Raw genomic sequence first — 24,341 nt, 5'->3', positions numbered from 1 at the left:
GCGGACCAGTCAGCATTGATGTAGCAGACAGACCGCTATCGCGAGCAGGCTCGCTCCCACAGGTTTTAGGTTCTCCGACAGGTTCAGGTTTTACGTTGGAACGAAGTTATCAAGCATCCGGTTCACCGCCAGTTCACCCAACATGACGGAGTTCTGGATGCCGAGTACGGTGTTGCGCTGCGGACCGTTCAGCAGCCCCGCGAAATCACTCAACATCACGCTCGCCGCCGCCAGTGATTCGCAGGCGTTGACCAGCAGGGTTTCGTTATCGGCGTCGGGGGCGACGAAGTAAAGGGTGCTGGGTTTGCGTGGGGTGTCTTTGGGAATGACCGGTTTGAGGTAGTAATCGAGGGCGCGGTCGGCGGCTTCGTTGAGTTTTTTTGAGTCTGGGGTTTCGTACGGGGAAACGTCGTCGGTTTCCGGTGGATTTGGAGTGATTTTGAACATTGAACTGGTACTCCTGTTAGTAGAGCTGCAACTCATCTCGCTACTAAACGGAATGGGGAGGCAGCTGTGCGCAAGTTAGTAGACCGGCCACCAGTCAAAACCGGCGCGCCCGAGGGCACCATGCGCACAGCCACCATCAAGTGCAGGCGAATGCCTGACTGGATGACACTTATGCGACCGGAAAGAAATGCCGGGCTACTAAACCCGATCACTGGGAATCAGTGACACGAACCAAGTTACCGACGGACCTCCAGGCGCACAAGCCGGCGGATTCTGACGTGGTTGTAGGCGATGACGCAAGGCGCTGTAGCTTTCAGGAAGTAACGCTAAACAGAACTAAACACGCCCTCCCAAACACCCGAAATCCCCTGTGGGAGCGGGCTTGCTCGCGAAGGCGGTGCCTCAGTCAAAGCAGATATCGACTGACACGACGCCTTCGCGAGCAAGCCCGCTCCCACAAGGGATCTGCTGCGCGCTTTGGCCCCTCGGGTGTATCGTTCAAACTTTCCGGCGCGACCCAAGCCTGCGAGGTGTGTGATGAGTACTCCCCTGAAAATCGATTTCGTCAGCGACGTATCCTGCCCCTGGTGCGTCGTGGGTCTGTATAGCCTGACCCGCGCCTTGGATTTTCTGGGTGACGAGGTGCAGGCCGAGATCCGTTTCCAGCCGTTCGAGCTGAACCCGAAGATGGGCCCCGAAGGCCAGAACATCACCGAACACATCAGCGAAAAGTACGGCTCGACGCCTGAGCAATCGCAGAAGAACCGCGAAATGATCCGCGCGCGTGGCGCCGAGGTCGGGTTTGCCTTTCGCACGGACGGCAACAGCCGTATCTACAACACTTTCGATGCTCACCGCTTGCTGCACTGGGCGGGGCAGGAAGGGTTGCAGTTCAACCTGAAAGACGCACTGTTCAAGGCGTATTTTACCGAGGGCGGCAATCCTTCCGATCACGCGCAATTGGCGCAGCTCGCGGAAAGCGTGGGGCTGAATCGGCAGCGGGCCGAGGCGATCCTGGCGTCCGATGAATTTGCCAAAGAGGTACGCGAGGAAGAACAGTTGTGGTTATCGCGCGGCGTGAGTTCCGTGCCGACGGTGGTGTTCAACGGGCAGTACGCCGTGAGTGGCGGGCAGCCGGTGGAGACGTTTGTCGGTGCGATTCGCCAGATCATGAGTGAGGCCAAGGGCGGCACGGTTAACGGCTAATGGCTCGATCTGCGTAGGAGCTGCCGCAGGCTGCGATCTTTTGATCTTGATTTTTTCTAGACCGCTGAAGGTCAAGATCAAAAGATCGCAGCCTTCGGCAGCTCCTACAGGAGTCGTGCGATCTTTTGAATTTAGCCGTGAAGGCGAACCCAGACAGTCACCAGCACCATCGCCGCCAACAACCACGCCACTGCCGCCACCGCCAACGAAGCCCCCAGCCGCATCCGGTCGACCATCACATACAAGGTCGCCAGGTAGACGAAGTACGGAATGATCGACCACATGCCAAATACGATGGTGGTCTTCAGATCATCCAGCGAGCGCCCCTTGCCGACGATGTAATGAGCGATCAGCGCAAAGGTCGGAAACAGCGGCACCAGGCCTGCAATGTAATAGTTTTTGGTCTTGGCCAGCATGGCCAGAATCACCACCACCGCCGCGCCCAGAGTTGCTTTGAAAATCAGGTCCATCAGTGACTCAGCCCGTATTTCTTCACTTTGTCGAACAGCGTGGTCTTGGCCATCCCCAGTTCCTGGCTGGCCTGGGTCAGGTTGCCACCGCTACGCTGCAAGGCGTCGCTGAGCAGGTTACGTTCGAAGGCTTCCACCGCTTCGGCGAAGGCCAGGCCCTGATTGTTGCCATTGGTGCCGGATTTTTTGAAGGCCGGCAGGCCCAATGCGAAACGCTCGGCGACGTTGCGCAATTCGCGCACGTTGCCTGGCCAGTCGTGGCTCATCAGGTTCGACAGGGTCTGGTTGTCCAGTTCCGGCACCGCGCGGTCGAAGCGCAGGGACGACTGCTGCAAAAAGTGTTCGAACAATTGCAGGATGTCTTCGCGGCGTTCGCGCAGCGGCGGCAGTTCCAGGGTCACCACGTTCAGGCGGTAATACAGGTCGCTGCGAAACTCGCCGGCCTTGCTCGATTGATCCAGATCGGACTTGGTCGCGGCGATCACTCGGCAATCCACCGCCACGCTCTGGTTCGAGCCGAGGCGTTCAAGGGTGCGTTCCTGCAACACCCGCAGCAATTTGATCTGTAACGGCAGCGGCATGCTTTCCACTTCATCGAGGAACAGCGTGCCGCCATCGGCGTGTTCGATCTTGCCGATCCGCCGCTTGCCGGCACCGGTGAAGGCGTTGGCCTCGTGGCCGAATATTTCACTTTCGAACAGATTCTCTGGCAGGCCACCGCAGTTCAGCGCGACGAACTGTTTGGTGTGCCGACGGCTGAAGTCGTGCAGGCAGCGTGCAACCAGTTCTTTACCGGTGCCGGTCTCCCCTTCGATCAGCACGTTGGCCGAGGTATCGGCGACGTTGGCGATCAGCTCCCGCAAGTTCTGCATGGCCGGCGAGCGCCCGATGATCCGGCCTTCGAGGGAATCCCGCTCGAACAGTTGTCGACGTAACGACGACACTTCCCGCGCCAGGCTGCGTTGCTCCAGCGCGCGACGGGCGACGTCTACCAGGCGTTCGGGGGAGAAGGGTTTCTCCATGAAGTCGTAGGCGCCTTTTTGCATTGCGCCGACGGCCATCGAGATGTCGCCGTGGCCGGTAATCAGCACCACCGGCAGGCTGCGATCGCGGGCCTTGAGCCGGGTCAGCAATTCCAGGCCATCGATGCCCGGCAGGCGGATGTCGCTGATGACGATGCCGGCGAAGTTATCGCCGACTCGCTCCAGCGCTTCTTCAGCGCTGCCGACACCCACGCAGGGAATGTCTTCCAGGGTCAGCGCCTGTTGGCAGCCGAGCAGGACATGGGGGTCGTCTTCGACGATCAGCACACTAAGGTCGTTGTTCATATTGGCTCGGCGGGAGTGGGGCTTACCAACGGTAAACTGAGGACGAAGGTGGTGCCACCGCTGGCCGGGTGTTCGACACCCAGATGCCCGCCGGTGGCGGCGGCCAGGCTTGCCGACAGAGTCAGGCCGAGGCCCAGGCCTTGTTCGCCGGGTTTGGTGGTGAAGAACGGTTCGAACAGATGCTTGCGCGCTTTGGCGTCGATGCCGTGGCCGTTGTCGCGTACCCGCAGACGATATTTGCCGTCGAATTCCTCGCCTTCGAGCCACAACGCCGGTTGAGGCTGCGACTGCATGGCATCGAGCGCATTGCCGATCAGGTTGACCAGAATCTGCTCCAGACGGGTCTGGTCCATCTGCACCTGCACGTCAGCAAAGTCGCGATGCAATTGCAGATGCGCGCTTTCCATCCGGCTGCCCAGCAATTGCAGGGCGGCGTCCACGGCCTTGCCTAGGCTGGCCTGGCCCTTGTCATCACCGCGCCGGGCGAAGGAACGCAGGCTGGCGGTGATCCGGCCCATGCGGTCGATCAGTTCATTGATGGTCTTGAGGTTGGTGCTGGCCACATCCAGCTGACCGCGTTCCAGAAAGCGCACGGTATTGCCGGACAAGGTCCGCAAGGCTGCCAGCGGCTGGTTCAATTCGTGGGCGATGCTGGTGGACATCTGACCGATGGCGGCCAGTTTGCCAGCCTGGACCAGTTCATCCTGGGCGCGGCGCAACGTCTCTTCGGCCTGTCGGCGTTCACGGATCTGGCCCTTGAGCCGTTCGTTGCTGGCGCGCAGGTCGGTGGTGCGTTCGGTAATCCGACGCTCCAGTTGATTGTTGGCTTCTTGTAGGGCTTCGCGCGCCGCGAGGCGGGTGGCGATCACCTTGCGCCGCTCGTTCCAGGCGATCAGCAGAAACGCCACCAGGGCAAACGCCACCGCCACCAGAATCCCCTGATTGATCGCTTCACGCCGCAAATCCTGCAGGGGGGTGAGCAGGGTGAAGTTCCATGGAGTGTCGCTCAGCGGACGGGTTTGCGAGAGGTAGCTGATGTTCTCTTCATCGGACATCAATTCGCTGTTGGCGGGGAAGGTCAGTTTTTCCTCACCTTCGGCGAGTTTCTCCCGCGCCAGCGGTTGCAGTTCGTTCAGTGGAAACCAGTAGTACTGCAGACTACGGGCCAGTTTTTCCTTGGTTTCCTCGCTCAATGGCACAACCGATTTAAGCCGCCGCGCCGGATCGCTGGAGAGAATGATGATGCCGTTCTCGTCGCTGACGAAGGCTTCCAGACGCGCACGTTGCCAGCGTTCTTCCATGGCTTCGAGGCGGACCTTGACCACGGCGACGCCGATGATCTTGCCGTGCTCTTCCAGGCCATGAGCCAGGTAATAGCCGGGTTCGCCACTGGTGCTGCCGATGCCATAGAAACGCCCTGGCTGACCGCGCACGGCATTCTGGAAATAGGCGCGGAAGGACAGGTCTTCACCCAGATAACTGTCGACATCGCGCCAGTTGCTGGTAGCCAGTACGCGACCGGTGGTGTCCATCACATAAATGGCCCGACTGCGGCTGCGCCGGTTCAGGCCTTCAAGGTATTCGTTGACCGTCTGCCGGTGTTCCGGCGACGTGTCGGCCAGCAGTTTGGAAACACTGGATTCGAGTTCCAGCAGGCTGGGCAGGTAGGTGTACTTGCTGATCTCGCTCTCGACGGCGCGGGCGTGCAGTTCCAGCTGACGCTGGCCATTCTCGCTGAGGCTGCGAATGCCGTAGTGTTCACTGACCCAGAAGCCGATGTAACCCAATCCGATCATCAGTGCGATGATCAGCGGCGGCAGGAACAGGTGGCGAATCAAACGGGGTTTCACGGCGAGTGATGGCGGCGCGGCGCGATAGAGAGTGGAGTCGCATTTCATCACAGATGCCTTGGGTCAACCACAACTACAAGCCCTGAGGATCCCCTGTAGGAGCTGCCGAAGGCTGCGATCTTTTGATCTTGATCTTTTCCAGAATGCCGAGGATCAAAATCAAAAGATCGCAGCCTTCGGCAGCTCCTACAGGGGCGGTCGTGTAGCTTTAGTGCTGCAAAATTTTCGCGAGGAAGTGCTGTGTACGCTCGGCACGGGCGTTGATGTCGCCGAAGAACTCTTCTTTCTTGCAATCTTCGATGATCTTGCCCTGGTCCATGAAAATCACCCGGTCCGCCACTTTACGGGCGAAGCCCATTTCGTGGGTCACGCACATCATGGTCATGCCTTCGTGGGCCAGTTGCACCATCACGTCGAGTACTTCGTTGACCATTTCCGGGTCCAGCGCCGAGGTCGGTTCGTCGAACAGCATGACGATCGGATCCATCGCCAGCGCACGGGCAATCGCCACACGCTGTTGCTGACCGCCGGAGAGTTGGCCCGGGTGCTTTTTGGCGTGGGCGGTGAGGCCCACTCGCTCAAGCAGTTGCAGGGCTTTTTGGCTGGCTTCTTCCTTGCTGCGGCCCAGCACCTTGATTTGCGCGATGGTCAGGTTATCCATGATGCTCAGGTGCGGGAACAGTTCGAAATGCTGGAACACCATGCCCACGCGCGAACGCAGTTTCGGCAGGTTGGTCTTCGGGTCGGCGATGGACGTGCCATCGACGATCACGTCGCCTTTCTGGAACGGTTCCAGCGCGTTGACGCATTTGATCAAGGTGGATTTGCCGGAACCGGACGGCCCGCACACCACGATCACTTCGCCTTTTTTGACCTCGGTGCTGCAGTCAGTCAGTACCTGGAAGTCGCCATACCACTTGTTGACATTCTTGATAGAGATCATACGGCAAACCTTTTTTGCAGACGCTTGACCAGCTGCGAGGCGGCAAAGCTGATGATGAAGTATGTGAAACCGGCGAAGATCAGGAACTCATTGGAGCGGCCGATGATGTCGCCACTGGCGCGCGAGGCATTGAGGAAGTCCACCAGACCCACCGCGTAAACCAGCGAGGTGTCCTGGAACAGGATAATGCTCTGTTGCAGCAGCAGCGGGGTCATCTTGCGGAACGCTTGCGGCAGGATGATCAAACGCATCATCTGGCTGTAAGTCATGCCCATGGCCTGGGCAGCCGCCATCTGGCCCTTGGGAATCGACTGCACGCCGGCCCGGACGATTTCGCAGAAGTACGCCGCTTCGAACATCATGAACGCCACGATGCACGAGGCGAAAGCGCCGATCGGAGTGTCTTCGCCGGTGATCCAGCGTAGTACGAACGGCACCGCCAGGTAGAACCAGGTGATGACCAGCAGCAATGGAATCGAACGGAAGTAGTTAACGTAGGCGCCGGCGATGTTCGACAGCAGTTTGCTGTGGGACAGGCGCATCAGTGCCAGGATCGTGCCAAGGATGATCCCGCCGACGACGCCCAGCGCCATCAGTTGCAGGGTCATGACCATGCCGTTCCACAAACCCGGCAGGGACGGGATGATGCCCGAGAAATCGAATTCCATCATTTACCCCCTACGGAGATCAGGCCCGGTACGGCCACTTTCTTCTCGACCATGCGCATCAGCAGCATCAGGCCCATGTTCAGCGTGAAGTAGATCAGCGTTGCCAGGGTGAAAGCTTCGAACAGGTTGGCGGAGAACTCGGCGGTCTGTTTGGTCTGCGCGAGCAACTCCATCAGGCCGATCAGCGATGCCACGGAGGAGTTCTTGAATACGTTCAGGAATTCCGAGGTAAGCGGCGGAATGATGATGCGGTAAGCCTGGGGCAGCAGCACGTTCCAGTAGATCTGCGGCAGCTTGAAACCCATGGCGCGGGCAGCGGATTCCTGGCCGCGGGGCAGCGCCTGGATACCGGTGCGCACTTGTTCGCAAACCCGAGCAGTGGTGAACAGACCCAGGCACACGACGACGCTGAGGAAGGCCGAGGTGGTCGGGTTGAGATCCTGCTTGTACCACTCCTGGATGTCCGCAGGCAGCAGGTCGGGCACCAGGAAGTACCAGATGAACAGCTGAACCAGCAGCGGCACGTTACGGAAGAGTTCGACGTAGCAGGTCGCGATGCCCGATACGATGCGATTCGGCACCGTGCGCATGACGCCCAGAATCGAGCCCAGCAGCAGGGCAATGATCCAGGCCGCGATGGCGATGGCGATGGTCCAGCCCAAACCGGAGAGGTACCAGTCGAAATAAATCTCGCTGCCCACGCCGGTGGACTTGAAGAACACGCCCCAGTCCCAGTTGTAATTCATTAGGGTCTCCCCTCGGATTCGTTCGATGTACAGATGCCCGCCTGGGGAAACTCCGTTCCCGCCCGAACCTTGAAGTTCAGGCACACACGAGCGGCTCGACAGCCACCGGTTCGAGTGTTTCCAGAAATGCCAGCAGGGAGTGACAAATCCCTGAAAGGGCGCAGGCCCTCTCAGGGGATAAGGTTAGTCAGAAATCAGGACTTCTTTTCGTCAGCCGCTTTGTCGGTCGGATTGGCGATCAATGCCTTGAGCTCTTCGCTCATCGGGAAGTTCAGGTTCAGGCCTTTTGGCGGGATTGGCTGCATGAACCATTTTTCGTAGATCTTGTTGATCTCGCCCGACTTGTAGGCCGCGATGATGGCGTCGTCGACAGCTTTCTTGAACGGTGCGTCGCCCTTGCGAACCATGCAACCGTAAATTTCATTGGACTGCGCAGTCCCGGTCACAGCCCAGTCGTCCGCCTTCTTGGCTTTGGCTGCTTCACCGGCGAGCAAGGCGTCGTCCATCATGAAAGCAACCGCGCGGCCGGTTTCCAGCATCTGGAAGGATTCGCCATGGTCTTTGGCGGAAATCACGTTCATGCCCATTTGCTTGTCGGCGTTCATCGACTTGAGGATGCGCTCGGACGTGGTGCCGGCGGTGGTCACGACGTTCTTGCCTTTCAGGTCATCGAAATCCTTGTACTTGGAGTCTTTCTTGGACAGCAGACGAGTACCGATTTCGAAGATGCCGACGGAGAAGTCAACTTGCTGCTGACGTTCGACGTTGTTGGTGGTGGAGCCGCACTCGACGTCCACGGTGCCGTTCTGCACCAGCGGGATACGGGTTTGCGAAGTCACCAGGTTGTATTTGACCTGGAGGTTGGGCATGTCCAGATCTTTCTTGATCGCTTCAACGATTTTCAGCTGGATATCGTGGGAGTAGCCAACCGGTTTGCCGGAAGCGTCCGCGATATAGGAAAACGGAATGGAAGCGTCACGATGCCCGAGGGTGATGGTGCCGGACTCTTTGATCTTCTTCAGTGTGCCGGTGAGTTCGGCAGCGAAAACTGGAGTGCTAATCAGAGCGGCAGCAATGGCTGCGCCCAGGATATGGGGAACGATGCGCATCAAATTTTCCTCGACATTGTTTTTTTTATGGAGCCAGTTCATCGGCCTTTGTTGTGCTTCGAATGCCTGACGGCTCCTGAAGTGTTGGCGCAACAGGCATTCGTCGAAGAGTGTAGAGCATGACTCGTGCCAGGCCAGGCGATATAGATCAAGTTGTTGATTTATAAGGTTATTAAATATTTATGGCGTTGAATTTTCTATTGGGCGATCCGGTTTACCGAATCGACTGGCAAGTCGCGTTCGGAAAACCGAATGATTGGCGGCCACTAACGCCACACCGGCAGTAGACCCAAGGAAAACAGTACGTGAGCGACTGCACTGATCGCGCCGAAGAGCAACACCAAGGCAATCATGGGTTGGCCTCCCCAGACCCGATACCGCGGGCTGCCAAAGCGTTTGCGTGATGCTCTGGCCAGCAATGCCGGGGTAATGACGGCCCAGAGGGTTGCGGCCAGACCGGCGAAACCGATGGCATGGATAAACCCTTCGGGCCACAACAACCCGCAGAGCATGGGGGGTAGAAAGGTTGTGGATGCGGTTTTCAAGCGACCTGGCGGGCTGTCGTCAAAACCCAGCACATCGGCCAGATAATCGAAGAGCCCCAGGGTAACGCCGAGAAAGGAGCAGGCAACGGCGAAGTTTGAGAAAAGTGTGAGAAATACGTCGATTTTCGAGCTGTTGAGCGTTTCACCCAACGCGCTGATCAGTACGTCGATATTGCCTCCACGTTGAGCGATGTCCTTGAAATCGTCCCGGGGAATATTCCCCATGCTGCAAACCATCCAGATGAAATAGAGCCCAAGCGCGATGAGCGTGCCGCTGACCAGGCAGGCGCGGATGCGCTGCGGATCTTGGCCAAAGTGTTTCATCAGGCTGGGAACGTTGCCGTGAAAGCCGAAGGAAGTCAGGCAGAAGGGCAGGGTCATCAGCAGGTAAGGAAGGTAGTGGCTATCAGTGGCGTTTCGATTGAACAGCGTCGCCGGTTGCACATGATCGAGCAGCCCGCCGAAGGTCAGGAAAAACGCGAGGATTTTTGCGCCGAAAATCACCGTGGTGACCCGGCTCACCGCTGCCGTACTCAGCCACACGATGAGCGCAACCGTCAGGGTGAAATACAAGCCCCCGGCACGTGCCGACAGATTCACGCCCAGTGACTGGACGCTGTGATGAATGACCGAACCGCTGGCCGAGATGTACGCGTAGGTTAGCGTGTACAGGACAAAGACGATGCTCAAGCCGTTCAACAGATTCCAGCGACGACCCAGCAGATCTTTAGTGATCGTTGAAAAACTGGCTCCCGGACGATAGTTGAGGTTGGCCTCAAGAATCATCAACCCGGAATGCAAGGTACAGAACCAGGCAAACAACAGAACCGCGACGGAGCCATAAAACCACAGGCCGGACATGACGACCGGCAGCGAAAACATGCCGGCGCCGACAATGGTTCCGCCGATCATCATGGCGCCGCCGATTACCGAGGGCGACCGTTCAAGTGCGACGGGGGGAGCGGGTGAGGTGATAGAGGACGTAGAAGTGCTGCGCATGGCATGGCCTGCATTTGAATTATTAGAGGGCTGTTCTTTCCGCGGGCTGTGTTGCAGGCCTCACGTGTGAAAGGATTAGCGCCATTCAGCGTTGCTGATGAATGGCGCTGACAGCGCGTTAGCGCAGGGCCAGCAAGCTTGATAACTGACGGGCTCTCGCCAGCAGAAGGCTGTCCTGCCCGGGCAACGCGTCGAACGAGAGACCCACCGGCAGCGAGTGTTTTTCCGCTACCGGAACGGTGACACTGGGGGCTGCCAGGTTGCTGGCCGGGTCGGTGTTGCGCACGAACGTTTCGAAGTTGCTTTGTGCCTCGCAATCCGTCAGCAGCGGTGCCGTGCAGCTGACGGTGGGGTACGCAATCACATCCAGTTGATGGGCATTGAAAAGACGGCGGTATTCACAGTCCAGATGCAGTTTGCTCATCAATGCTTGTACATAGTCCTTGTAGGAAATCGCCGGGCTCTCGAGTTGTGCCGTCAGTATTTTCTTTATGCCAGGGTCCTGGATTTGCGCCAGGATGCTCAAGAATTTGTCGCCCCAGCCTTCTTTCATCAAGAAGCGTGGGAAGTCGATAAAGAACTCATAAATCGGCAATGGAAATTGAATGCTCTCATTGATTTCTCCGATCAACAGGTCATCGACCGGAACGAGTTCTACGCCCCGATCTGCCAGTACCTCGATAGCCGCGAGGCAGTCGCGTCGGACTTTATCGTCGAGGTCGGCCCAGAGAAATTTTTCCGGTATGCCCACCCGCAACGGTCGGTTGTCGTTCAGGGCGGCGGGGCTGGTCCCGGTCAGATGATGGTGGACGAACTGACAGTCTTGCAATGTGCGAGTCAGTAGCCCCGGGGTGTCCTTGGTCTGGGAAACGGGCACGATGCCGTCTAGCGGGTAACAACCCGTGGTGGGGCGAAACCCGACGATCCCGCAGAACGCCGCGGGTATTCGCACCGAGCCGCCGGTGTCGGTTCCCACGGCGCAGGGCACAAGACCGGCGGCGACGGCGGCCGCACAACCGCCGCTACTGCCGCCTGCGCTGTAGCATTCGTCGACCGGGTTAACCACGCTGCCGTGGGTGCGGTTGGCCGAAGTCACCCCGAACGAAAGCTCATGCATGTTGTTCTTACCAACAACTCTGGCCCCCAGCTTCTTGAAACGCCGCACAATCCCGGCATCGGAGGCCGGGTAATAAGCGGCCAACCCCGGTGTTCCCGCGGTGGTCGGCATGCCGCTGGCATTGATGTTGTCCTTGAAGGAAACGGGAATGCCATACAGGCCCGCATCTCGATCTGCACCAGGGGCGCCCGCGAACGCCGCCGGAGCGAAAGTGATGAAGCTGTTGAGGTGTCGTTTATCAAACTGTTTGTCACGCAGGGATTGGTGCCAGGTGTCCAGGCAGTGACGACCGCTGCGAAATCCGCTGACGAGTTCTTCAATTGAAAGCTGGCTGTACATAAAACGGGTCTCGGCTATAGGGATAGAGACTGGAGATGAAAGGCATCAGCAATAGCGGTATTGAGCGTGCAGGCCGTCCAGTGGATTGTCGGCAATCAAGTCGCCTCCCAAACTGCTGATCACCGCACAGGCACCATTAAGTGCTGTTTGAATGGCGCCTTCTGCCCAGCCACCGGTGAAAGAGCAGCCGCACCCGGCGAGGTACAACCCCGTGTCCTGTTGTGGGTCGAGGGCCGTTTTGAACTGATAGAACAAGCGCTCCGAGTAAATATCGTCACCTGGAAAGTTGAGTTTGAAGGCCCCCAGTGAATGCTTGTCGGTCAGCCAGTCATACTCCAGGACGTATCGCTGGTAGTTACCATTGAGCGGTATAAGGTGGCCGGCAAACTCCGGTGCGCTCATGGCCAGTTCATCAACAAGACGCAAGCAGCGTTGAACTTTATCGGTCATTGAAACCATCTTGTGGGAGTCGTCTTCCCACGTGTAACTGATCAATACCACGCCCCAGGAATCAGGATCCTGTGGCGCGTAATCCAGGCAATACACGCCTTTCACCAAGGTATCCGTCTGGATGTTCTGTGGCAGACCGTATTTCAACCAGAACTTGTCTTTGGTCAATATGAACAGTTTGGACGACCCGACCATGTGGGTTTCGTTGATCGCCCGGGCCACATCACGATTCACGAATGCCTGGTTCTGTGTGAGCTTCATGTTCACTTGCAGCGCCCGGGTGGTGGTCGTGGTAATAACCCGGTCGCAGGCATAGGTTTCGCCATTGCTGCCAGCCAGCAGGATTTCACCGTTATCGCCTTTGTTGATGGACTCGATGCGGGTGCGGCAGATTCGGTCGCGCAGTGGCATGCCGTTGAATGATGTATCGACAATCAACTCCGACAGCGACGAGATGCCCATTGGCACCAGGCGTTGATTGACTTCCAGGCCATTGACCACTAGCCGCAGAATCTCGGCAAAGGAGGCGCGGTAAACCGATTGGAAACCACCCGAGCCGATCCCCAGCGAACCGAATAGATGGAAGTCTTCGGGTTTGCGCCACTGTTGTCCGCCGGGCGGGTTGCTGCCGGTGAAGATCCGCACCATGGCCGAATAGAACGAGCTGTCGCCGAAGCAATCCAGATAGCGCTGCCATTCCGGCTGCACTTCAGGGTAATTGTGTTGCTTCAGTAACTCAGTCAGTAACAAGGGGGGCGCCAGGCACGTGCCGTCATCGAAGGTCACGCCCTCTTTCAAAAAGGCATTCCAACCCCGATGGACCGTGCTGAAAATGGCCGGTGGCGGTTGCATGGCCGCCCAATGATAAGCCTCCCCGCGGTAGTGGATTTCGGTGTCCACGACACCGGGGTCAGGAAACGCTTCAGTGGTTTCGATGCCGAACCGGTTCAGGTAGTGAAACAACCCGACCTCGCTGGGAGGAAAGCGCATCGCCCCCATTTCGGCGATGAATTGCGGGTGGTCATCGTCAAAGCGCTGGGTCAGCAAGCGACCGCCCAAATGTTCCTCGGCGGCCTCGAACAGTGTGATCCGTTGGGCGCCGGCTCGGAGTAATTCGTAGGCTGCGACCAGTCCGCTCAGCCCGGCACCGACAATGCCAATATGTTTGTTGGCCGCTTCAGGTGGCAAGTAACCAATCGCATCTTTGGCATTGCGCAAAAACTGGCCGTAGTCATACAACAGATCGACATACGGAAAAGAGCAGGGGAAGGTGGCGTTGTCGAAGTCGGTATTTATAGCGTTCACGTGTGATTCTCGATAAATCAAATAATTAACTGCAGGCTTTCAATCGCTCGGGAGGGATTGAGCAGCAGTACTTTTTTGCCTTTGATTTTCCAGGTGCCTTCGACGTTAATCAGTTGATGCTCGACGGTGACCGGGTAATGCCATTCGCTGTTACCGCGGGCTTCGCAATAGAGCATGTTGGTGCTGCTTAATGCGCTCAATTCGTCGTCCTCCATATGGATCAGCGAACGCTGAGCGATATGCAAACTGCGACTCTTGGGCTGTTGCGAGTAATTGCGCGCGTTGGCCAATCGGTTGATTCGCAACGTGGTCAGGAATCGGTCTTCATACAGCAACGAGGACTCATGAAGGGGGCTGGTCTGCTCCCGTCGCAACGGTATCCAGTAGGTGTATTCGGGGGTCAGTAGTTGTTGCCAGGCACTGAAGTCTTGTTGGTCTAACAGCTGGATTTCGGTGGCGATCAACTGTTCGATGGCGTGTTTATTATTTTGATCAAGTTGCATTGGTATCCCGCATTAAGTGCTGCCAGCTGTTATAAAAATTGCGCATCGCCATTTCACTGGTGCCCGAAACCACCTGGGTTTGCTCATAGGATTCGTTCGGCTCAAAGAGTCGCGCCACGTTGACCCATTCATTGGCGTCACTGCGCAACCCCTCCGTTGCCCGCTCGTACATTTCCACATCGTCGTGGGCAACCATCGAGCAGGGGGAATTGATCAGGTTGTTGTATTGAACGGTTCTTTCCAGCACCTGGATGGGGGCACCCAGCAACTCGAAGATCCACGACTCGACGACCGTTTCTTGGGCGCTGATCGGCTTGATAACCCGCAACGTCTGGATGGGACCCTTGACCATCAGGTTCGGGAAATAGACGGTGTTGTGTCGGGTGTCTTCGAGAATCTCGGTGGCCTGGCGTTCGCCATAGCTCTGGACCATCAGGTCCCAATAACCCGGAATATCGGCATAGGCTTTATGGATTGAGTTGCTGACGCCGGTATGCCCGTGGCCGTTGGGCCAGACACGAATGCCCATGTTGGCGAAAAACTCGTAGGACGCCATGAACGGTGAAAACAGTTCGACCGCCATGGGCGAAGGACTGGACTGGTCGCTGGTTTCCTTCCACAAGCGGATCGCCTCGCCCGCCGAGGACTCATGGGCAATCATCGGGTGACAGGTATCGGTCTGGTTATCGACGACCATTTTCCAGTTGCAGCGATGGCGGTGCAGGAGCGGCTGGCCAACGACGCGCAACTGGCCCAAGGGCGAGCGGAGCACCATGTTGTCCAGCGTCGATAATGACTCGCCGAAAAACGCTTTGAAGTCGATGCCTTCTGTCTGGAGGCGGACAAACACAAAGCCGTGATAATTCTCCACCGCTGCAACGGCCTGCATGCCTTTGTGGGCGGAGCAGGCACTGAGGTCGCAATCGTCGTATTCCTTCTTCACCGGAATACTCAACAGCTGGCCATCGGTCTTGAATGTCCACGCGTGGTAAGGGCAGCGGATGAACCGGCCAACGTTGCCCCGAGGCTCGGCCAGCACTTTCACGCCTTTGTGCGGGCAGCGGTTGTGCAGAACAATAATCTCGCCATTTTTTTGCCGAACCATCGCCAAGGGTTGTTGGGCAATGTCGGTGGTGAAAAAGTCACCCGTCTGCGCAATCAAACTCTCGTGCCCCACATAGCACCAACTGGCGGCGAAGACGCTTTGTTGTTCTTGTTCGAAGAGCTGCTGATCGAGGAAGAGCGATTTGTGCACTTCTCTTCCGTTGAAGTAATTGTCCAAACGGTTCTCCTCGTTAGATCGCCAGTTTCAGGCGTTGGCTTTTGGCCCGCGAGACGCAGGGGTAAATCCTTGCGCTACAGGCAGCTTCTTTTTCGCTCATGATGAAATCGCGATGGTCGACTTCGCCCTCAAGGACTTCTAGCGCGCAGACGCCACACTCACCGCGTCGACAGTCATAGAGTGGGTCCAGACCGGCAGCCTCGAGGGCCTCCAGCAAGGACTGATCTTTATTGACATTGACGCTGATACCCGACTCGACGGCGTCAATCACAAAGGCCGACGCATCGTCTTCCCGGGCCACATTGAAGATTTCAAAATGAATGCGCTCGCGCGCCAGGCCATTGGCCTGGGCATGACAGAACACATCGTTGAGCATCGATTGCGGACCGCAGACGTAGAGCCGGTCCTGTGGCGTCAGGTCTGCCAGCACCTGACTGATAGAGAGGCGCCCATCGGGCTGACGGGAAAAGTGAAAGTGCAGGCGCTCCTGCAACAGTTCCTTCATGGGCAAGGCATAGGCAGCGTCATCGTCGCTCTTGGCGAAGTAGTGCAGGTGTGCGCTTCGATTCAATGACGCCAGGTGATGCAGGATCCCGGTCAGCGGTGTAATGCCGATACCGCCGGCAATCGCTATGTCCCTGCCGACGCCTTCTGTGGTCGGGTATGTGAACGTATTGAACGGCCCATGGAGCTGCACAGTGTCATTGACTGCCAGCGCACGAATATAGCGACTGCTGACCGAGTCGGCAGTGAGCCGGATGGCAAAGACGACGCTACCTTGCGGCGCCACGCGGTCTGCTAGCTGTACCGCCGAGTAGTGTCGCCATTCATTCAGTTCGGGGATGAACCATTTGAAATGTGCGCCCGCTTCCAACACTGCCAACCCCGGCGTTTGCGGGCGGACGGTGATTTCTTTGATAGAGGCCGAGAGCATTCGGCAATCAGTGATCGTGTAGTTCATACGAGAATCAGCTTTCCTGGCTTAGCGGCGTTTCATGCAGGTAGATCCATTGGGCGTTGTGTTGATGGACGCCAATGATCGCCACCGAAATCCGTGAGCTTTCGCTCTGGTTGAGGCGATGGGTTTCCTTGTAGCGGATCGCGACGCTGTCGCCTTCTTGCCATACCGTCTGCAGGTCGCTGATGACCATCTCGAGACCCGGCTTGGCGCCGACTGCACCTTTGAACATCTGTTCGACCATCGTCCGGCTGACGATGGCGGCCGAGGTGGTGACCATGGTGAAGTGCTCGGCGAATGCCGACATCAGCGGCTCGAAAGCGGCCTGTCCCTGACCGTTTGAGTCGGTGAAGAGGGTGTGGATCAACGCATGTACGTGATGAATGCTGTGGTGCGCCTGTTCAACTATTCTGCTGTGCATGACAATCCTTTTGAGTGTTCAACTGACTCAGTTGAACGAGTGGGAACAGGCCCACCAGCGCGGCAATGGCGAAGGTCACGTGGTAGGCCTGGGTAGTATCGAAGTGCTTCAAGAGCAGGTTGAAAACCATCAGGAAGAGGGCGGCGCCGATGCTGAATGACATCTGTCGGTTGATGTTCCAGATGACACTGGCCTTGTGGGTGTCTGCCCCCTCAAAGTCCATCAATGACGTGGTTTGTGCGGTGTTGGCACCGATGCCTCCGCCGATCCCCATCAAGCTGTAGGCGATGATAATCACCAAAAGGTCTGAGGGATCGTTCACCAGTAACAAGGTGGCGATGCCGGCGCTGTGCAACAGCATGCCGAGGGCAAATAGCCGCTTTGCGCCCATACGGTTATAGATCCGGCCACAGATCAGCATCGCGATGAACGCGCCGATGGCGTACAGGATCATGAACATCCCTGTCAGTCGGGCGCTGAAGTGCAGGGTGTTTTGCAGGAAGAAGATGCTCATCAAGTTGACCCCCGTGAACACACCGGGAATCGCGTAGTAGATAAAGATGGAGGTGCTGAGTTTTTTGCTTTTGAGCAGGCTCAGTTCAATGATCGGGTTTTTGCACGTGCGGTAATGCAGCCCGTACAGCACGACGCAAGTAATGCCGGCCAAGACGAAGAGGGCGACCACCCATGCCGGAGCGTCGCCGCCGTACAGCGACATACCCATCAGCAGGCTGCAGAGTGCCACGCTAACCAGCAGCAAGCCCTTGATGTCCGGTCTGGGCAAACTCGTCGGCCGCGCTTCGTCGATCCAGAACCAGGACAGCAATGCCGCGATCAGCGAGAACGGGATGTTGCTGTAAAACACCCAGCGCCAGGAACTGCTGTCAACGATGATGCCGCCGACCGTCGGTGAAATGGCAGGCGCTATCAGGGCAACGGCCATGACCAATGTGGATATTTTGGCGCGCTGCGCTCCTTTGAACAGGTTGAACGTCAATGCCTGGCCGACAGGAATTAACAGACCGCCGCCAATCCCCTGGATGAAGCGCCAAATCACCAACTCATTAAAACTGTTGGCCAGCCCACACATCCACACTGAGGCCGTGAATACGATCATCGAGGCGGTGAGGATTTCCCGGCTGCCAAAACGACCGGCCAGCCAAGTGCTGACCGGGATAACCAGCGTCAGCCCAAGAATATAAGCGTTAGCTACCCAGGCCACATCTGAGGTACTCACGTGCAACGTCGCCGATATACTCGGTAATGCAACCGCCGACATAAAGATGTTAACGCAGTCTATAAAAAAGCCGATCAGAAATATTAGTGCAACTTTGTAGCGATAGGTCATGTTGTTTCCCCTTAGCCGTAAAGCATAGGGGCGGTGGACTTGAACTGTCGATACGACTATCCTTGAAACAATGTTTGATGGGATTTAACAATGAGCCATATCGCTATGCACACTCATCTTAATCGGGTCCAGACATTTCTGGCCGTGGTCGATTTCGGTTCTTATACCAAGGCCGCCAATTACCTGAGCATCAGCAAAGCCATGGCCAGCTTGCATGTCAAGGCACTGGAAGACGTGCTGTCAGCGACGTTGTTGATTCGTAACACCCGAAATATTTCCCTTACCGAAATAGGTCAGGATTTTTATGAGGAATTCAAAGGTATTGTCGCGGACATCGATAATGCATTTGATAATGTATTAAAAGGGCATAATCGGGTTTCCGGGAAACTGCGATTCAGCTCCACCAGTGAATACGGTGAGGCGTATATTCTTCCGTTGATTCCACAATTTATAGAGCGCTACCCAGAGGTAAAACTCTGTTATAACTTTAATTCGTCACTCAATGATCTGGTGGCGGAAAAGTTAGATTTGGTTATCCGTTTAGGCAACTTGGCGGACTCGGCATTCAAGAGCCGTAAACTGGCGGATTATGAAATTGTTCTGGTTGCTACCGAGACGTTCCTCGCGCGTCACCCGGTGCGAAAGCCTCAGGACCTGAATTCGGTGCCATGGATTGCCAATAGCAACCTGCAGGCACCCACGCAGTGGACGCTGCGCCACCCGCAATCGGGTAATGTCGAGATCAACGGGATCAATCAGTTCGAATCCAATTCTTCCACGGCCATCCGCTCCATGACGTTGTCGTCCCTGGGCGTCTCGGTGCTGCCCGCTTGGGTGGTCAAGGACGACATCGCCTGCGAGCGGCTGGTTCGTTTGTTGCCCGACTATTCGTTGCCCTCGCAGTCAGTCAATGTAGTGTTCCCCAACAGCCCGCATTTACCCCACAAATCGAGGGCGTTCATTGATTTCCTGTTGATGCATCTGGGGCAGTAAGCAGCAAACAAAAGCCCCGGAATCTCACGATTCAGGGGCTTCGTTTTAACCGGGTTTCCGATCAGGCCGCTTCGATCTTGCTGCGGTTCTGTTCGACCTTGTTCAGGTAATCCTTGAGCTTTTGTTGTTCCGCCGGGGTGGTGAACAGCCCGAGCTTGCTGCGGCGCCACAGAATGTCGTGGGCGGTGGTCGCCCATTCTTCGCTGCACAGGTAATCGACTTCGCGGGTGTAGAGACCGCCGCCGATGTGTTCGCCCAGATCACTAAGGCTTTCCACGCCCTCGAGCATGCGCCAGGTGCGGCTGCCGTAAGTGGTGGCCCAGCGTCGGGCGATCTCGGTGGGCACCCAGTCGAACTTGTCGCGGATCCGCGAACTCAAGGCTTGCGGCGTGGTCATGTCTTCGCCGCCGGGCAGGGTGGCGCTGGCGGTCCAGCTTGGCTTGATGTGCGTGAAGTACGGGGCCAGTTGCGCCAGCGCCGACTCGGCGAGCTTGCGATAAGTCGTCAGTTTGCCGCCGAACACCGACAGCAGCGGTGCTTCTTCGCCATTGCCCGACAACGCCAATGTGTAATCGCGGGTGACGGCCGACGGATTGTCGGATTCGTCGTTGCACAGCGGACGCACGCCTGAATAGCTGTGCAGGATATCGTCACGGCTGACTTGCTTCTTGAAGTGGGCGTTGACCACTTTGAGCAGGTAATCGGTTTCGCCTTCAGTGATCGCCACTTTCGCCGGGTCGCCGGTGTACTCGCGGTCGGTGGTGCCGATCAGGGTGAAGTGGTTCAGGTACGGAATGGTGAACACGATGCGCTGATCTTCGTTCTGCAGAATGTGCGCGTGTTCGCCTTCATACAGTTTCGGCACGATCAGGTGGCTGCCCTGGATCAAACGGATGCCGTACGGCGATTCCATCTTCAGGTCGTCACGGATGAACTTGGCGACCCACGGGCCGGCCGCATTCACCAGCGCTTTGGCGCGGATCGAAAACAGGCTGCCATCGGCGCGTTCCAGGTGCAGGTGCCAAAGGCCCTTGGTGCGACGAGCACTGACGCAACGGGTTTGGGTGTGGACGTGAGCGCCTTTCTCGCGGGCGGCCATGGCATTGAGCACGACCAGGCGTGCGTCATCGACCCAGCAATCGGAATATTCGAAGCCTTTGGTGATTTCGCTTTTCAGGGCGCTGTCCGGGCCGAACTTCAGGCTTTTCGAGCCTTCGAGCTTTTCCCGTTTGCCCAGGTGATCATAAAGGAACAGGCCGGCGCGAATCATCCAGGCCGGACGCAGGTGCGGGCGGTGCGGTAGCACGAAGCGCATCTGTTTGACGATGTGCGGCGCCTTGGCCAGCAGCACTTCGCGCTCGGCGAGGGCTTCGCGCACCAGTCGAAATTCGTAATGTTCGAGATAGCGCAGGCCACCGTGGATCAGCTTGCTGCTGGCGGAGGAGGTGTGGCTGGCCAAGTCATCCTTTTCGCAAAGGAATACCGAAAGACCGCGACCGGCGGCATCCGCTGCGATCCCCACGCCATTGATCCCACCACCGATGACGGCGATATCGTAAACCTCGGCGAGAGGGGGCGTAGGCAAGGTAGAAGTGGGCATCGGCTGGCCTCGGGCTTTTGATTTTCTATATTGGAATTCGAACATTGATGTTCATTTGCGAAAATATTAGCCCATAAAGACGCGCGCAGCCAGTCAACTTCGATTGAAAATACTGATCGAAGGGCGATTAAAGGAAAATTTACGAACATTTAGACGCGCGGCGGAGCGCGAGAGATGAATTGCGAGTGCGGCCGTCATCGCGGGCAAGTCGAATCGTCGCACCGCCGCTCCGCCGCTCCCACAGGTTTTGCGTAATCCTTGTAGGAGCCAGGCTTGCCGGCGAAGGCGTACTCAAGGGCGCCTTCGCCGGCAAGCCTGGCTCCTACAGGTTGTTAAACCACTTCCAACCGAATCTTGTGCTGGCTCAACAATTGCGCCAAAGCCGGCGAAGGCTGCTGATCAGTAACCAGGCAATCGATCAGGCTGATCGGTCCCAGACGAATCATGGCATTGCGCCCGAATTTGCTGGAGTCCGCCGCCAGGATTACCTGTCGGGCATTGGCGATGATCGCCTGGGATACCCGTACTTCCTGATAATCGAAGTCCAGCAAACTGCCGTCTTCATCAATGCCGCTGATACCGACCAGGGCGAAGTCGACCTTGAACTGGTTAATGAAGTCGACACTCGCCTGACCGACCACGCCACCGTCACGCCGCACGTTGCCACCGGTCAGCAGCACGTCGAAATCGTCCTTGGCACTGAGCATCGAGGCCACATGCAGGTTGTTGGTGATGATCTTCAGATGGTTGTGGTTGAGCAGCGCTCGAGCGATGGATTCGGTGGTGGTGCCGATGTTGATGAACAGCGAGGCGTGATCGGGTATCTGAGCGGCAATGGCTTCGCCGATACGCTGCTTTTCATCGCGCATCTGATCGGCGCGCATGGCGTAGGCGGTGTTTTCGACGCTGGAATCATAGGCTGCGCCGCCGTGGTAGCGACGCAACAGATTGACTTCCGCCAGTTGATTGATATCGCGGCGGATGGTTTGCGGTGTAACGACGAACAGCTGAGCCATTTCCTCGATGCTGACATAGCCGCGGTCGCGGACCAGTTCGAGGATTTGCTGCTGACGGGGAGGCAGATTCATGGGGCTTCCTTTGGGCTGCCGTGCAAAATTCGCCCATGATGCCGCAGGAATCTGCTCCCTACCAGTTACATACTGATACGAGCCTTCAGCTTGGCTTATTCAGCACCCTCGTGCGGTTCCCAATCACGGGTGCGGCTGACAGCTTTTTTCCAGCCAGCGTAGAGTTTTTCCTTCGCGGTTTCGTCCAGCGTCGGTTCGAACTCGCGCTCGATCACTGCCTTGCCGCGCAACTCGTCCAGGCTGCCCCAGAAGCCACACGCCAGACCCGCCAGGTAAGCCGCGCCCAACGCTGTGGTTTCGCGCATTTGCGGGCGCTCGACCTGAGTGCCGAGGATGTCGGCCTGGAATTGCATCAGGAAGTTGTTCGCGACTGCGCCGCCGTCCACGCGCAGGGCCTTGAGGCGTTCGCCGGAATCCTGCTGCATGGCGTCCAGAACGTCACGGGTCTGGTAGGCAATCGACTCCAGCGCGGCACGAATAATGTGATCCACGCGTACGCCGCGAGTCAGGCCGAACAGTGCTCCGCGGGCATATGGGTCCCAGTACGGAGCGCCCAGGCCGGTGAAGGCCGGCACCAGGTACACGCCGTTACTGTCCTTGACCTTGTTGGCGAAGTATTCGGTGTCGTGGGCGTCGTTGATGATTTTCAACTCGTCTCGCAGCCACTGCACGGTGGAGCCACCGTTGAACACCGCACCTTCCAGGGCGTAGGCCACTTCGCCGCGCGGGCCGCAAGCGATGGTGGTGAGCATGCCGTGTTTGGATTTCACCGCTTTGTCGCCGGTGTTCATCAGCAGGAAGCAACCGGTACCGTAGGTGTTTTTTGCCTGGCCGGGCTCGACGCACATCTGGCCGAAGAGGGCCGCCTGCTGGTCGCCGGCGATACCGCCAATGGCGATGCCACTTTTGGTGTGGCCGTAGATTTCGGACGAGGATTTAACTTCCGGGAGCATCTCGCGCGGGATGTCGAGGACTTCCAGCATCTTCGCGTCCCACTCCAGCGTGTGGATGTTGAAGAGCATGGTGCGCGAGGCGTTGGTGTAGTCGGTTACGTGCACCTTGCCGCCGGTAAATTTCCAGATCAGCCAGCTGTCGATGGTGCCGAACAGCAGTTCACCCTTGCGCGCACGCTCACGGCTGCCTTCGACGTTGTCGAGGATCCACTTGAGCTTGGTGCCAGAGAAGTACGGGTCGGTGACCAAGCCAGTGGTGTCGCTGATGTATTGCTCGTGGCCATCGCGCTTGAGCTGTTGGCAGATTTCGGTGCTGCGGCGGCACTGCCAGACGATCGCGTTGTAGATCGGGCGGCCGGTGGTCTTGTCCCAGACCACGGTGGTTTCGCGCTGGTTGGTGATGCCGATGGCCGCGACCTGATCGTGATGCAGGCCGGCTTGCGCCAGGGCCTCGACCATCACGGCGCTTTGGGTGGCGAAGATTTCCATCGGGTCATGTTCGACCCAGCCGGCTTGCGGGTAATGCTGTGCGAATTCGCGTTGGGCGGTGCAGACCACGTTCGCGTCACGGTCGAAAATGATCGCGCGGGAGCTGGTCGTACCCTGATCGAGGGCAATGATGTAGTTCTTATTCTGAATGTCGGTCATGTCGATTGCCTTGGACGAAATTAGGAAGTGAGGTCAGGCGCGGGACCACATGGGCAGGATCGCGCACAACGGTTTCAAGACGTTCTTGGTTTGCCATCAATGGCCGGTGCTGCATCCTTTGTAGCAGGTATGGCGCTGGGCAGATGACGGGCAATCAGCCCGCGATAAGCTGCAGCACCGAGGCAGGCACCGACAATCGGTGCAAAAATCGGGATCAGGAAGTACGGGATATCGCGCCCGCCAGTGAAGGAAATTTCACCCCAGCCGGCGAAAAAAGTCATTAGTTTAGGACCGAAGTCGCGGGCCGGGTTCATCGCGAAACCGGTCAACGGACCCATCGAGCTACCAATCACGGCAATCAGCAGGCCGATCAGCAACGGCGCCAGCGGCCCTTTGGGCAGGCCGTTGTTGTCGTCGGTCAGCGACATGATCACGCCCATCAGGATGGCGGTGATGATCACTTCAACCAAAAAAGCCTGGCTTGTGGACAGGGCAGGGTTCGGGAATGTGGAGAACACCGAAGCCAATTCAAGGCTGACCTGGGTGCCACGAACCATTTGGTGAGTTTGTTCGAAGTCGAAGAAAAGGTTGCTGTACAGCGTGTAAACCAACAAGGCCCCGCAAAAGGCGCCGGCCACCTGGGAGAAGATATAAAAAGGCAGTTTGCGCTTTTCGAAGTCAGCGAAAATGCTTAGCGCGATACTCACGGCGGGATTGAGGTGCGCGCCGGAAACGCCGGCGGTGAGGTAAATCGCCATGCTGACGCCGACCCCCCAGATGATGCTGATTTCCCACAGCCCGAAGCTGGCACCCGCCACCTTGAGCGCGGCAACGCAGCCGGTACCGAAAAAGATGAGCAGTGCAGTACCCAGAAACTCGGCCATACATTGGCTCGAGAGCGACGGTTTTTGTAAAGCAGTTGTCATTGAAAACCTCGTTTTTGTTGTTGTCTGGCGCTTATTGATCAACGTCAAAGCGCAATTTTCACCTAGGCAGGATCCCCATCCTGTGCTCGGCTTACTGCT

Annotated in this window: 22 protein-coding genes; 2 read left to right on the top strand and 20 right to left on the bottom strand. The window is 57.5% G+C overall.

Annotated features, from left to right (window positions below; genetic code table 11):
* Positions 1 to 90: 90 nt before the first annotated feature.
* Positions 91 to 447, bottom strand: a complete 357-nt coding sequence (locus ACYZT2_RS22820; protein WP_461967551.1) for a DUF6124 family protein — start codon at positions 445 to 447, stop codon at positions 91 to 93.
* Positions 448 to 984: 537 nt separating this feature from the next.
* Between ACYZT2_RS22820 and ACYZT2_RS22815 the strand changes: the two genes are divergently transcribed.
* Positions 985 to 1,653: a DsbA family oxidoreductase gene (locus ACYZT2_RS22815; protein ID WP_461967549.1), complete on the top strand. Its 669-nt coding sequence runs from the start codon at positions 985 to 987 to the stop codon at positions 1,651 to 1,653.
* 131 nt (positions 1,654 to 1,784) lie between these two features.
* Here ACYZT2_RS22815 and ACYZT2_RS22810 read toward each other — a convergent pair whose 3' ends face one another.
* The 15 genes from ACYZT2_RS22810 to ACYZT2_RS22740 all read right to left on the bottom strand — a co-directional run bounded on the left by ACYZT2_RS22810 (position 1,785) and on the right by ACYZT2_RS22740 (position 18,034).
* Entirely contained in the window at positions 1,785 to 2,114 is a 330-nt protein-coding gene (locus ACYZT2_RS22810) for a GlpM family protein (RefSeq protein WP_461973227.1), read from the bottom strand.
* An 8-nt stretch (positions 2,115 to 2,122) separates the two neighbouring features.
* Positions 2,123 to 3,403: a two-component response regulator AauR gene (gene aauR, locus ACYZT2_RS22805; protein WP_461973225.1), complete on the bottom strand. Its 1,281-nt coding sequence runs from the start codon at positions 3,401 to 3,403 to the stop codon at positions 2,123 to 2,125.
* Positions 3,404 to 3,447: 44 nt separating this feature from the next.
* Positions 3,448 to 5,349 carry a two-component sensor histidine kinase AauS gene (gene aauS / locus ACYZT2_RS22800; protein WP_461967547.1) on the bottom strand — a complete coding sequence of 634 codons (1,902 nt, stop codon included), beginning with the start codon at positions 5,347 to 5,349 and terminating at the stop codon, positions 3,448 to 3,450.
* A gap of 160 nt (positions 5,350 to 5,509) precedes the next feature.
* The gene (locus ACYZT2_RS22795) at positions 5,510 to 6,244 is read right to left on the bottom strand and encodes an amino acid ABC transporter ATP-binding protein (protein WP_461967545.1); all 735 of its coding nucleotides are present in this window, start codon (positions 6,242 to 6,244) and stop codon (positions 5,510 to 5,512) included.
* Positions 6,241 to 6,912: an amino acid ABC transporter permease gene (locus ACYZT2_RS22790; RefSeq protein WP_461973224.1), complete on the bottom strand. Its 672-nt coding sequence runs from the start codon at positions 6,910 to 6,912 to the stop codon at positions 6,241 to 6,243. Before ACYZT2_RS22790 ends, ACYZT2_RS22795 begins: the two co-directional genes overlap by 4 nt.
* Complete coding sequence (locus tag ACYZT2_RS22785; protein WP_461967543.1) at positions 6,912 to 7,658, bottom strand: amino acid ABC transporter permease; 747 nt, start codon at positions 7,656 to 7,658, stop codon at positions 6,912 to 6,914. Before ACYZT2_RS22785 ends, ACYZT2_RS22790 begins: the two co-directional genes overlap by 1 nt.
* 194 nt (positions 7,659 to 7,852) lie before the next feature.
* Positions 7,853 to 8,767 carry a glutamate/aspartate ABC transporter substrate-binding protein gene (locus ACYZT2_RS22780; protein ID WP_461967541.1) on the bottom strand — a complete coding sequence of 305 codons (915 nt, stop codon included), beginning with the start codon at positions 8,765 to 8,767 and terminating at the stop codon, positions 7,853 to 7,855.
* Between the two features lie 266 nt (positions 8,768 to 9,033).
* Positions 9,034 to 10,311: a tryptophan permease gene (mtr, locus tag ACYZT2_RS22775; RefSeq protein ID WP_461967539.1), complete on the bottom strand. Its 1,278-nt coding sequence runs from the start codon at positions 10,309 to 10,311 to the stop codon at positions 9,034 to 9,036.
* A 118-nt stretch (positions 10,312 to 10,429) separates the two neighbouring features.
* Positions 10,430 to 11,767 (bottom strand): amidase family protein, encoded by a 1,338-nt coding sequence (locus ACYZT2_RS22770; protein WP_461967537.1) that lies wholly within the window; start codon positions 11,765 to 11,767, stop codon positions 10,430 to 10,432.
* 45 nt (positions 11,768 to 11,812) lie between these two features.
* Positions 11,813 to 13,522: an NAD(P)/FAD-dependent oxidoreductase gene (locus tag ACYZT2_RS22765; RefSeq protein WP_461967535.1), complete on the bottom strand. Its 1,710-nt coding sequence runs from the start codon at positions 13,520 to 13,522 to the stop codon at positions 11,813 to 11,815.
* 17 nt (positions 13,523 to 13,539) lie between these two features.
* Positions 13,540 to 14,025 (bottom strand): aromatic-ring-hydroxylating dioxygenase subunit beta, encoded by a 486-nt coding sequence (locus tag ACYZT2_RS22760; RefSeq protein WP_461967533.1) that lies wholly within the window; start codon positions 14,023 to 14,025, stop codon positions 13,540 to 13,542.
* Positions 14,015 to 15,280 (bottom strand): aromatic ring-hydroxylating dioxygenase subunit alpha, encoded by a 1,266-nt coding sequence (locus ACYZT2_RS22755; protein ID WP_461967531.1) that lies wholly within the window; start codon positions 15,278 to 15,280, stop codon positions 14,015 to 14,017. The genes ACYZT2_RS22760 and ACYZT2_RS22755 overlap by 11 nt, the downstream gene beginning before the upstream one ends.
* A gap of 40 nt (positions 15,281 to 15,320) precedes the next feature.
* A complete protein-coding gene (locus ACYZT2_RS22750; RefSeq protein WP_461967529.1) occupies positions 15,321 to 16,268 on the bottom strand; it encodes a flavin reductase family protein in 948 nt (315 codons plus the stop codon).
* 7 nt (positions 16,269 to 16,275) lie between these two features.
* Positions 16,276 to 16,686: a DUF4440 domain-containing protein gene (locus tag ACYZT2_RS22745; protein ID WP_461967527.1), complete on the bottom strand. Its 411-nt coding sequence runs from the start codon at positions 16,684 to 16,686 to the stop codon at positions 16,276 to 16,278.
* Positions 16,667 to 18,034 (bottom strand): MFS transporter, encoded by a 1,368-nt coding sequence (locus ACYZT2_RS22740; RefSeq protein ID WP_461967525.1) that lies wholly within the window; start codon positions 18,032 to 18,034, stop codon positions 16,667 to 16,669. The genes ACYZT2_RS22745 and ACYZT2_RS22740 overlap by 20 nt, the downstream gene beginning before the upstream one ends.
* A 105-nt stretch (positions 18,035 to 18,139) precedes the next feature.
* On the opposite strand from ACYZT2_RS22740, the gene ACYZT2_RS22735 reads away from it, so the two are divergent.
* Positions 18,140 to 19,027, top strand: a complete 888-nt coding sequence (locus tag ACYZT2_RS22735; RefSeq protein WP_461973222.1) for a LysR family transcriptional regulator — start codon at positions 18,140 to 18,142, stop codon at positions 19,025 to 19,027.
* A gap of 61 nt (positions 19,028 to 19,088) precedes the next feature.
* Here ACYZT2_RS22735 and glpD read toward each other — a convergent pair whose 3' ends face one another.
* The 4 genes from glpD to ACYZT2_RS22715 form a co-directional block, all read right to left on the bottom strand.
* Positions 19,089 to 20,627 (bottom strand): glycerol-3-phosphate dehydrogenase, encoded by a 1,539-nt coding sequence (gene glpD / locus ACYZT2_RS22730; protein ID WP_461967523.1) that lies wholly within the window; start codon positions 20,625 to 20,627, stop codon positions 19,089 to 19,091.
* Between the two features lie 332 nt (positions 20,628 to 20,959).
* On the bottom strand, positions 20,960 to 21,715 hold the full coding sequence (locus tag ACYZT2_RS22725; RefSeq protein ID WP_461967521.1) for a DeoR/GlpR family transcriptional regulator: 756 nt from the start codon (positions 21,713 to 21,715) through the stop codon (positions 20,960 to 20,962).
* A 95-nt stretch (positions 21,716 to 21,810) separates the two neighbouring features.
* Positions 21,811 to 23,316, bottom strand: a complete 1,506-nt coding sequence (glpK, locus tag ACYZT2_RS22720) for a glycerol kinase GlpK (protein ID WP_305503092.1) — start codon at positions 23,314 to 23,316, stop codon at positions 21,811 to 21,813.
* Positions 23,317 to 23,390: 74 nt separating this feature from the next.
* Positions 23,391 to 24,242 carry an MIP/aquaporin family protein gene (locus ACYZT2_RS22715; RefSeq protein ID WP_461973220.1) on the bottom strand — a complete coding sequence of 284 codons (852 nt, stop codon included), beginning with the start codon at positions 24,240 to 24,242 and terminating at the stop codon, positions 23,391 to 23,393.
* Positions 24,243 to 24,341: the final 99 nt, after the last annotated feature.

The sequence above is a fragment of the Pseudomonas sp. MDT1-85 genome (assembly GCF_054898065.1).
Note: the sequence above shows the minus strand (reverse complement) of the source record. Positions and strands in the feature narration are given on the sequence as shown.

Coding starts and splice junctions, on each gene's coding strand:
- ACYZT2_RS22750 (WP_461967529.1), bottom strand. CDS start 16,268: ATGAACTACACGATCACTGATTGCCGAATGCTCTCGGCCTCTATCAAA.
- ACYZT2_RS22815 (WP_461967549.1), top strand. CDS start 985: ATGAGTACTCCCCTGAAAATCGATTTCGTCAGCGACGTATCCTGCCCC.
- ACYZT2_RS22760 (WP_461967533.1), bottom strand. CDS start 14,025: ATGCAACTTGATCAAAATAATAAACACGCCATCGAACAGTTGATCGCC.
- ACYZT2_RS22745 (WP_461967527.1), bottom strand. CDS start 16,686: ATGCACAGCAGAATAGTTGAACAGGCGCACCACAGCATTCATCACGTA.
- ACYZT2_RS22785 (WP_461967543.1), bottom strand. CDS start 7,658: ATGAATTACAACTGGGACTGGGGCGTGTTCTTCAAGTCCACCGGCGTG.
- ACYZT2_RS22735 (WP_461973222.1), top strand. CDS start 18,140: ATGCACACTCATCTTAATCGGGTCCAGACATTTCTGGCCGTGGTCGAT.
- ACYZT2_RS22740 (WP_461967525.1), bottom strand. CDS start 18,034: ATGACCTATCGCTACAAAGTTGCACTAATATTTCTGATCGGCTTTTTT.
- ACYZT2_RS22770 (WP_461967537.1), bottom strand. CDS start 11,767: ATGTACAGCCAGCTTTCAATTGAAGAACTCGTCAGCGGATTTCGCAGC.
- glpD (WP_461967523.1), bottom strand. CDS start 20,627: ATGCCCACTTCTACCTTGCCTACGCCCCCTCTCGCCGAGGTTTACGAT.
- glpK (WP_305503092.1), bottom strand. CDS start 23,316: ATGACCGACATTCAGAATAAGAACTACATCATTGCCCTCGATCAGGGT.
- ACYZT2_RS22780 (WP_461967541.1), bottom strand. CDS start 8,767: ATGCGCATCGTTCCCCATATCCTGGGCGCAGCCATTGCTGCCGCTCTG.
- ACYZT2_RS22820 (WP_461967551.1), bottom strand. CDS start 447: ATGTTCAAAATCACTCCAAATCCACCGGAAACCGACGACGTTTCCCCG.
- ACYZT2_RS22790 (WP_461973224.1), bottom strand. CDS start 6,912: ATGGAATTCGATTTCTCGGGCATCATCCCGTCCCTGCCGGGTTTGTGG.
- mtr (WP_461967539.1), bottom strand. CDS start 10,311: ATGCGCAGCACTTCTACGTCCTCTATCACCTCACCCGCTCCCCCCGTC.
- ACYZT2_RS22795 (WP_461967545.1), bottom strand. CDS start 6,244: ATGATCTCTATCAAGAATGTCAACAAGTGGTATGGCGACTTCCAGGTA.
- aauS (WP_461967547.1), bottom strand. CDS start 5,349: ATGAAATGCGACTCCACTCTCTATCGCGCCGCGCCGCCATCACTCGCC.
- ACYZT2_RS22715 (WP_461973220.1), bottom strand. CDS start 24,242: ATGACAACTGCTTTACAAAAACCGTCGCTCTCGAGCCAATGTATGGCC.
- ACYZT2_RS22725 (WP_461967521.1), bottom strand. CDS start 21,715: ATGAATCTGCCTCCCCGTCAGCAGCAAATCCTCGAACTGGTCCGCGAC.